Source organism: Amnimonas aquatica, from assembly GCF_002943415.1.
Taxonomy (GTDB): Bacteria; Pseudomonadota; Gammaproteobacteria; order Pseudomonadales; family Moraxellaceae; genus Perlucidibaca; species Perlucidibaca aquatica_A.
The window spans coordinates 1-6,482 of record NZ_PTQZ01000091.1 but is presented as its reverse complement, the minus strand read 5'-3'; the positions used below and the strand labels follow the sequence as shown (position 1 = coordinate 6,482).

Below are 6,482 nucleotides of genomic sequence, written 5' to 3'. Positions count from 1 at the left end.
GCAGCTGGTGCCGCAGCGCCTGCGTGAACGCCGCCAGCGCGAGCACGAACGGGCGGGCCTCGCCGGGCGGCAGGGCCGGCAGGGTCATGGCCTGGCGCGCCAGGGTGCGGGTGTCGTTGAGCACCGCTCCCCAGAGCTTGCGGCCTTCCCAGTAGCGGTCGTAGCTGGCGCTGTTGCGGAAGCCGAGGAAAATCGCCAGCGCCACGCCGATGAGGGTGAACGGCACGAAGGTCAGCGTGATCTTCCAGTGGAAGAGCTGGCCGTGGAACAGCGTGACCAGCATCGCCACCGCCGTCACCGCCAGCAGCTGCGGCAGGATGCGCGGCAGCACCGAGCCGCGCCACACCAGCAGCATGCGGAACCAGTGCGGACGCGGCCGGACGATCACGGCCCCACCTCGTCGGAGGCCGGCGCCGGCTTCACCGGCCAGCACACCAGCACCACGCCGGAAAGGATGACCGCCAGCCCGGCCAGCTCGGCGGCATCCACCACCTCGCGCCCCAGCCAGACCCCGAGCAGCACCGCCACCAGCGGATTGACGTAGGCGTAGCTGGTGGCCAGCGCCGGCCGCACGGTGGCGAGCAGGAAGACATAGGAGGAAAAACCGACGATGGCGCCGATGAAGATCAGGTAGACCAGCGCCCAGAAGCTCTGCGCCGAGGCCGGCGCGCTCCAGGTCTCGCCGCTGACCGCGCTGGCGAGGAACAGCGCCAGGCCGCCGACCAGCATCTGCACGGCGCTGGCCATCCAGATCGAGGGCTGCGGCTGGTGCTTGCCCCACATGGAGCCGAACGACCAGCTCAGGGCCGCGAAGATCAGCAGCAGGAAGCCGGCGAGCGAACCCTCCAGCCCCTGCCCCTGCTTGAGCATGGCCACGCCGGCCAGGCCGAGCCCGAGTCCGAACCACTCCCGGCGCGACGTGCGCTGGCCCCAGATGCGCGCGAACAGCGCCGCGCACAACGGCGTGATGGCCACCACCGTAGCCGACAGCGCGGAGCTGACGCCATGCTCCATGGCGATGCCGACCGCGCCGTTGCCGCCCAGCAGCAGGAACACCCCGACGATGCCGGCACTGCGCCACTGCACCGGCGTCGGCGCGGCATGGCCGCGCCAGCGCAGGAAGGCGTAGATCAGGGCACCGGCGATGACATAGCGAACACCCGCCATGAACAGCGGCGACATGCCGGCGATGGCCCAGCGCATGGCCAGGTAGGTGGAACCCCAGATGAGATAGAGGGACAGCAGGGCAAGCAGCACCCGTCCACGCGTCGCAGTCATGACGACTCCGGAATCAGCGTTACACCAGCACCATGTTGTCGCGATGGATCAGCTCGGGCGCGTCAGCGTAGCCGAGCAGCGCCTCGATGCGTTCGGACGGCTGACCGGCGATGCGCGCCGCCTCATCCGCACCGTAATTGACCAGGCCGACGGCAACCTGCACTCCCGCCTCGTCGACGCAGGCCACCACCTCGCCGCGCCGGAAGCTGCCCTCGACCTGGCGCACACCGACCGGCAGCAGGCTGCGGCGGCCTTCGCGCAGCGCGCGCACGGCGCCGGCGTCGAGCACCAGACGGCCGGCATGCTGCAGGTGCCCGGCCAGCCACTGCTTGCGCGCCGCCAGACGATCCTGCTCGGGCAGCAGCAGCGTGCCCAGGGTCTCGCCGTCGGCCAGGCGCTCGAGAATGCGCTCGCCGCGCCCGCTGGCGATCACCGTGGCGCAGCCGGAGCGCGCCGCCAGGCGGGCCGCGCGCACCTTGGTGACCATGCCGCCGCGACCGAACTTGCCGCCGCCGCCGGCCATGGCCAGCAGGCGGTCATCCAGCGCCTGCACCTCGGGCAGCAGCACCGCGTCCGGGTCCTGGCGCGGATCGCGGTCGAACATGCCTTCCTGGTCGGTGAGGATGATCAGCGCCTCGGCCTCGACCAGATTCGCCACCAGCGCGCCCAGGGTGTCGTTGTCGCCGAAGCGGATCTCGTCGGTGGCGACAGTGTCGTTCTCGTTGATGACCGCGATCACGCCCCAGTCCATGAGCGCGCGCAGCGTGCTGCGGGCATTCAGGTAGCGCTGACGGTCGGCGAGGTCGTCATGGGTGAGCAGCACCTGCGCGGTGCGCACGCCGTGCTCGCGGAAATGCGATTCATAGGCCTGCACCAGGCCCATCTGGCCGATGGCGGCGCAGGCCTGCAGCGCCGGCACCGAGTCCGGGCGGCTGCCCAGCCCCATGCGCACCATGCCTTCGGCGACCGCGCCCGACGACACCAGGATGAGCTCGATGCCGCGGCGCTTGAGCGCGACCATCTGCGCCACCCAGCCGGCCATGGCCTGCTGGTCGAGGCCGCGGCCGTCGTCGGTGAGCAGTGCCGAGCCGATCTTCACCACCCAGCGGCGGGCTTGCTGCAGACGGATGCGTTGCGAAGCGGCGGATGCGGACATGATGGCCTTCGGAATATGCCGGGGACTGACGGAACCTGCGGATTGTGAGCACTCCGGCGCGCAGGCTCAAGGCCGGCGCACCGGAAATCGGCGACCATGCACCGGTCACGGGCGGTAGATGATCTCCGGCCCGTCTTCGTCCTCGTCCCAGTCGTCGTCATCGTCATCATCGATGTCGACGCCCAGGCGGCGCGCGCGGCGCTCGGCGGCGCGGCGCACATCGAGCTCGCGGATGCGCTCGCGGCCTTCCTGCACCAGACGCTCGCGCTTGGCCTGCTCGGCCTCGGCCAGCTCGGGGTTCTCGGCTTCGGCCTCGCGCTGCGCCTCGATAGCATCCATGAGCTGATAGCACACCGCCATGGCACCCTCGCGGGTCAGGCCGGAGGTGCGGAACACCGGCCCTGTCCAGCCCAGACGCGCGACGATTTCGGCGCAGCGCTGCTCGGCTTCGTCCTCGGGCAGCAGGTCGATCTTGTTCAGGATCAGCCAGCGCGGCAGCGACGCCAGCGTCGGCGAGAACTTGTCCAGCTCGCCGGCGATGGCCTGCACGGCGGCGACCGGATCGGTCTCGTCGTACGGAGCGACATCGACCAGGTGCAGCAGGAAGCGCGTGCGCGCCAGGTGCTTGAGGAAGCGGATGCCGAGGCCGGCGCCGTCGGAGGCACCCTCGATCAGGCCGGGAATGTCGGCCATGACGAAGGAGCGGTGGCGGTCGACATCGACCACGCCGAGGTTGGGCACCAGCGTGGTGAACGGATAGTCCGCGACCTTGGGCTTGGCCGCCGACACCGCGCGGATGAACGTCGACTTGCCGGCGTTGGGCAGGCCGAGCAGGCCGACATCGGCCAGCACCTTCAGCTCCAGGCGCAGCTCGCGCGTCTCGCCGGCGGTGCCGTCGGTGGTCTTGCGCGGCGAGCGGTTGGTCGAGCTCTTGAAGTTGATGTTGCCGAGGCCGCCGCGACCGCCACGCGCGAGCAGGATGCGCTGGCCGTCCTGGGTCAGGTCGCCGAGCATTTCGCCGGTGGCCTCGTCGAGCAGCGTGGTGCCGACCGGCACCTTGAGCACGATGTCGTCGCCGCTCTTGCCGGTGCAGTTCGCGCCCCGGCCGTTGCCGCCGCGGGTGGCGCGGAACTGGCGGGTGTAGCGGTAGTCGACCAGGGTGTTGACGCCGACATCGGCCTCGGCCCAGACCGAGCCGCCGTGCGCGCCGTCGCCGCCGTCCGGGCCGCCGAACGGGATGAACTTCTCGCGCCGGAAGCTCATGCAGCCGTTGCCGCCATCGCCGGCCGCGACCTTGATCACCGCTTCATCGACAAACCGCATGATTCACGCTCCTGGCCCCTGCCCCGGCATGATCACCGGACACAAGGGCGGAAAACAAACAAAAAGGCCCCGCACAGGCGGGGCCTTCGAGACGCGTTCACGCTCAGGCAGTGGCTTCGACGACCACGTACTTGCGGTTGAACTCGCCCTTGGTCACGAACTTGACCACGCCGTTCGCCTTGGCGAACAGAGTGTGGTCACGGCCCATGCCGACGTTCTCGCCAGCCCAGAACTGGGTGCCGCGCTGACGGATGATGATGCCGCCGGCCTGGATCTGCTGGCCGCCGTAGACCTTCACGCCAAGGCGTTTGGCTTCTGAGTCGCGACCGTTGCGGGTGGAACCGCCTGCTTTTTTGTGTGCCATGTCTGTTTACTCTCTCGACTGTGCGCGTTCAGGCCGATCAGGCGCTGATGCCGGTGATCTTCAGTTCAGTGTAGTACTGACGGTGACCCGCCTGCTTGCGGTAGTGCTTGCGGCGACGGAACTTGACGATGCGGACCTTGTCGTGACGACCGTGAGCAACCACCTCGGCGGTCACCTTGGCACCGGCGACGACCGGCGTGCCGACCTGGATGTTGTCGCCGTTGGCGACCAGCAGGACATCTTCGAAAGTGATGGTCTGGCCCGGCTCGACAGCCAGCAGCTCGACCTTCAGACGTTCACCTTCCACCACGCGGTGCTGCTTGCCACCGCTCTTGATCACTGCGTACATAAAATGGCTCCCACCATATCGATCGGATCGGGTCGCGTGTCCGGCCTGTCCTGACGCACCGCGTCTGACACTGCCGCATCGCCGTTCTGGCTCGGAAAATGAGCACCCGGGACCGAGAAGTTTCGCAAGGCGCGCAATTCTATGGAAAAGACAGTTCCCGCGCAAGTGCGATCAGCGCAGGCACAGGGAAGCGGCCCCGCCGCCGGAGAGGCCGCGATCATAGCAGCCGCGGCGCGACGCGGGGCGGTGGCTGCGAACGGCGCGGACTGATAGCATTGCGGGCATTCCCTACTTCGCTGTCGTGTCCTTCATTTCATGGATTTCAAAGACATTCTCCACCTCGTCAGGGACGACTTCGCCGCTGTCGATGCCTGCATCAGTTCCAGCCTGCAGTCCCGCGTGCCTCTGGTCAGCGAAGTCGGCACCTACATCGTGCAGAGCGGCGGCAAGCGCCTGCGGCCGCTGGTCACGCTGCTCGCCGCCCGCGCCTGCGGCTACGGCGAGGGCCGCGACCATGTCACCATGGCGGCCATCATCGAAATGCTGCACACCGCCACCCTGCTGCACGACGACGTGGTCGACGAGTCCTCGCTGCGCCGCGGCCGCGCCACCGTGAACTCGCGCTGGGGCAACCCGACCGCGGTGCTGGTCGGCGACTATCTGGTGGCGCGCTCGTTCCAGCTCATCGCCGGCCTGCGCAACCAGGCCGTGTTCGACATCATGTCCGACGGCACCTGCGTGATCGCCGAGGGCGAGGTGCTGCAGCTGATCAACCAGCACGACCCGGACACCACCGAAGCGCGCTACCTCGAGGTGATCCACGGCAAGACCGCGAAGATGTTCGAGGCCGCCGCCGAATGCGCCGCCGCCCTTTCCGATCCGCGCTGGCGGACGCAGATGGCGGCCTACGCGCGCCATCTCGGCGCCGCCTTCCAGATCATCGACGACGTGCTCGACTACACCAGCTCGGCCGATGTCATGGGCAAGAACGTCGGTGACGACCTCGCCGAGGGCAAGCCCACGCTGCCGCTGATCCAGGCCATGAAGGTGGCCGCGCCGGCGGAAGCGGACATGGTGCGCGAATCCATCCGCACCGGCGGGCTGGAGCATCTGCAGGAAATCATCGCGCTGGTCCGCCGCTGCGGCGCCCTGGACTACAGCCACGAACGCGCGCGGCAGGAGTCCGAGGCAGCCATCGCGGCGCTGGCGCCCCTGCCCGCGACCCCCTGGCGGCAGGCTCTGGAGGAGCTCGCCCGCCTGGCGCTGCGACGCGACCACTGAGGCCTGCGGACAGGCCCGGGTACGGCACGGCGCGCGACCGCTCAAGAAAAGCGCAACAGCCCCTTTTCAAACGCCGAGCGCGCGCTATAATGCGCGCCTCCCGGATCGGTACCCCGATCCGGATCGGGGTATAGCTCAGTCTGGTAGAGCGCTACGTTCGGGACGTAGAGGTCGTAGGTTCGAATCCTGCTACCCCGACCAAAACACACGAAAAGGCCCGCTAACGCGGGCCTTTTTGCTTTCCGGCTGCATCCCGGCCAGCGCGCCCGCCGCGGGCACGCCATCCCCCCTCGCGAACACCGGCCCTGTCTCGCTCAGGCCGTGGCCACCTCCCCCACATCGAGCGCCGCCAGGCGGCCGGAGCGACGTCGCGCCAGCGCCAGTTCGAACTGCCCCAGAGCGTGCTGCAGACGCTCCGTCAGCACCGGCTCCAGCACCACGCGGGTCTCCCGACGGATGATCTGACTGTCGAGGGCATAGACGCCGTGCAGGATCTCCTGCGCCTTGAGAGCCGCCAGCACCGGACGCAGGGCATAGTCGAGCACCAGCATGTGCGCGGGCGATCCGCCGACCGCGAACGGCAGCAGCACCTTGTCGGCGAACACCCGCTCCGGCAGCAGGTCGAGCAAGGCCTTAAGCACGCCGGAGTAGGATGCCTTGTAGACCGGCGTGCCCACGATCACCCCGTCGGCACGCCCCAGCTCGTCCACCAGCGCGAGCACCGCCGGGCT

8 protein-coding genes and 1 tRNA gene are annotated in these 6,482 nt (G+C 68.9%); 2 read left to right on the top strand and 7 right to left on the bottom strand.

Annotated features, from left to right (window positions below; all coding sequences use genetic code 11):
- From C5O18_RS10855 to rplU, 6 genes are all read right to left on the bottom strand, one after another.
- Positions 1 to 388, bottom strand: a 388-nt coding sequence (locus C5O18_RS10855) for a bestrophin family protein (protein ID WP_277422147.1), incomplete at its 3' end; no start/stop codon positions are given.
- Positions 385 to 1,278: a drug/metabolite exporter YedA gene (yedA, locus tag C5O18_RS05095; RefSeq protein ID WP_105192033.1), complete on the bottom strand. Its 894-nt coding sequence runs from the start codon at positions 1,276 to 1,278 to the stop codon at positions 385 to 387. The genes C5O18_RS10855 and yedA, both read right to left, overlap by 4 nt.
- A gap of 19 nt (positions 1,279 to 1,297) precedes the next feature.
- On the bottom strand, positions 1,298 to 2,434 hold the full coding sequence (gene proB / locus C5O18_RS05090) for a glutamate 5-kinase (RefSeq protein WP_105192031.1): 1,137 nt from the start codon (positions 2,432 to 2,434) through the stop codon (positions 1,298 to 1,300).
- Between the two features lie 105 nt (positions 2,435 to 2,539).
- A complete protein-coding gene (gene cgtA, locus C5O18_RS05085; protein WP_105192029.1) occupies positions 2,540 to 3,757 on the bottom strand; it encodes an Obg family GTPase CgtA in 1,218 nt (405 codons plus the stop codon).
- Between the two features lie 103 nt (positions 3,758 to 3,860).
- Complete coding sequence (rpmA, locus tag C5O18_RS05080; RefSeq protein ID WP_105192027.1) at positions 3,861 to 4,121, bottom strand: 50S ribosomal protein L27; 261 nt, start codon at positions 4,119 to 4,121, stop codon at positions 3,861 to 3,863.
- Between the two features lie 37 nt (positions 4,122 to 4,158).
- A complete protein-coding gene (rplU, locus tag C5O18_RS05075) occupies positions 4,159 to 4,470 on the bottom strand; it encodes a 50S ribosomal protein L21 (RefSeq protein ID WP_105192025.1) in 312 nt (103 codons plus the stop codon).
- 315 nt (positions 4,471 to 4,785) lie between these two features.
- Between rplU and C5O18_RS05070 the strand changes: the two genes are divergently transcribed.
- Together C5O18_RS05070 and C5O18_RS05065 are read left to right on the top strand one after the other, a co-directional pair.
- Positions 4,786 to 5,751 (top strand): polyprenyl synthetase family protein, encoded by a 966-nt coding sequence (locus C5O18_RS05070; RefSeq protein ID WP_105192023.1) that lies wholly within the window; start codon positions 4,786 to 4,788, stop codon positions 5,749 to 5,751.
- 124 nt (positions 5,752 to 5,875) lie between these two features.
- A tRNA-Pro gene (locus C5O18_RS05065) sits at positions 5,876 to 5,952 on the top strand.
- A 113-nt stretch (positions 5,953 to 6,065) separates the two neighbouring features.
- Here the strand turns inward: C5O18_RS05065 and C5O18_RS05060 are convergent.
- Positions 6,066 to 6,482: NAD(P)H-dependent oxidoreductase (locus tag C5O18_RS05060; RefSeq protein ID WP_105192021.1), on the bottom strand; the 417-nt coding region annotated here is incomplete at its 5' end.

Excerpts from the sequence above, each read along its gene's own strand:
- yedA (WP_105192033.1), bottom strand. The coding sequence starts at position 1,278 with ATGACTGCGACGCGTGGACGGGTGCTGCTTGCCCTGCTGTCCCTCTAT.
- proB (WP_105192031.1), bottom strand. The coding sequence starts at position 2,434 with ATGTCCGCATCCGCCGCTTCGCAACGCATCCGTCTGCAGCAAGCCCGC.
- cgtA (WP_105192029.1), bottom strand. The coding sequence starts at position 3,757 with ATGCGGTTTGTCGATGAAGCGGTGATCAAGGTCGCGGCCGGCGATGGC.
- rpmA (WP_105192027.1), bottom strand. The coding sequence starts at position 4,121 with ATGGCACACAAAAAAGCAGGCGGTTCCACCCGCAACGGTCGCGACTCA.
- rplU (WP_105192025.1), bottom strand. The coding sequence starts at position 4,470 with ATGTACGCAGTGATCAAGAGCGGTGGCAAGCAGCACCGCGTGGTGGAA.
- C5O18_RS05070 (WP_105192023.1), top strand. The coding sequence starts at position 4,786 with ATGGATTTCAAAGACATTCTCCACCTCGTCAGGGACGACTTCGCCGCT.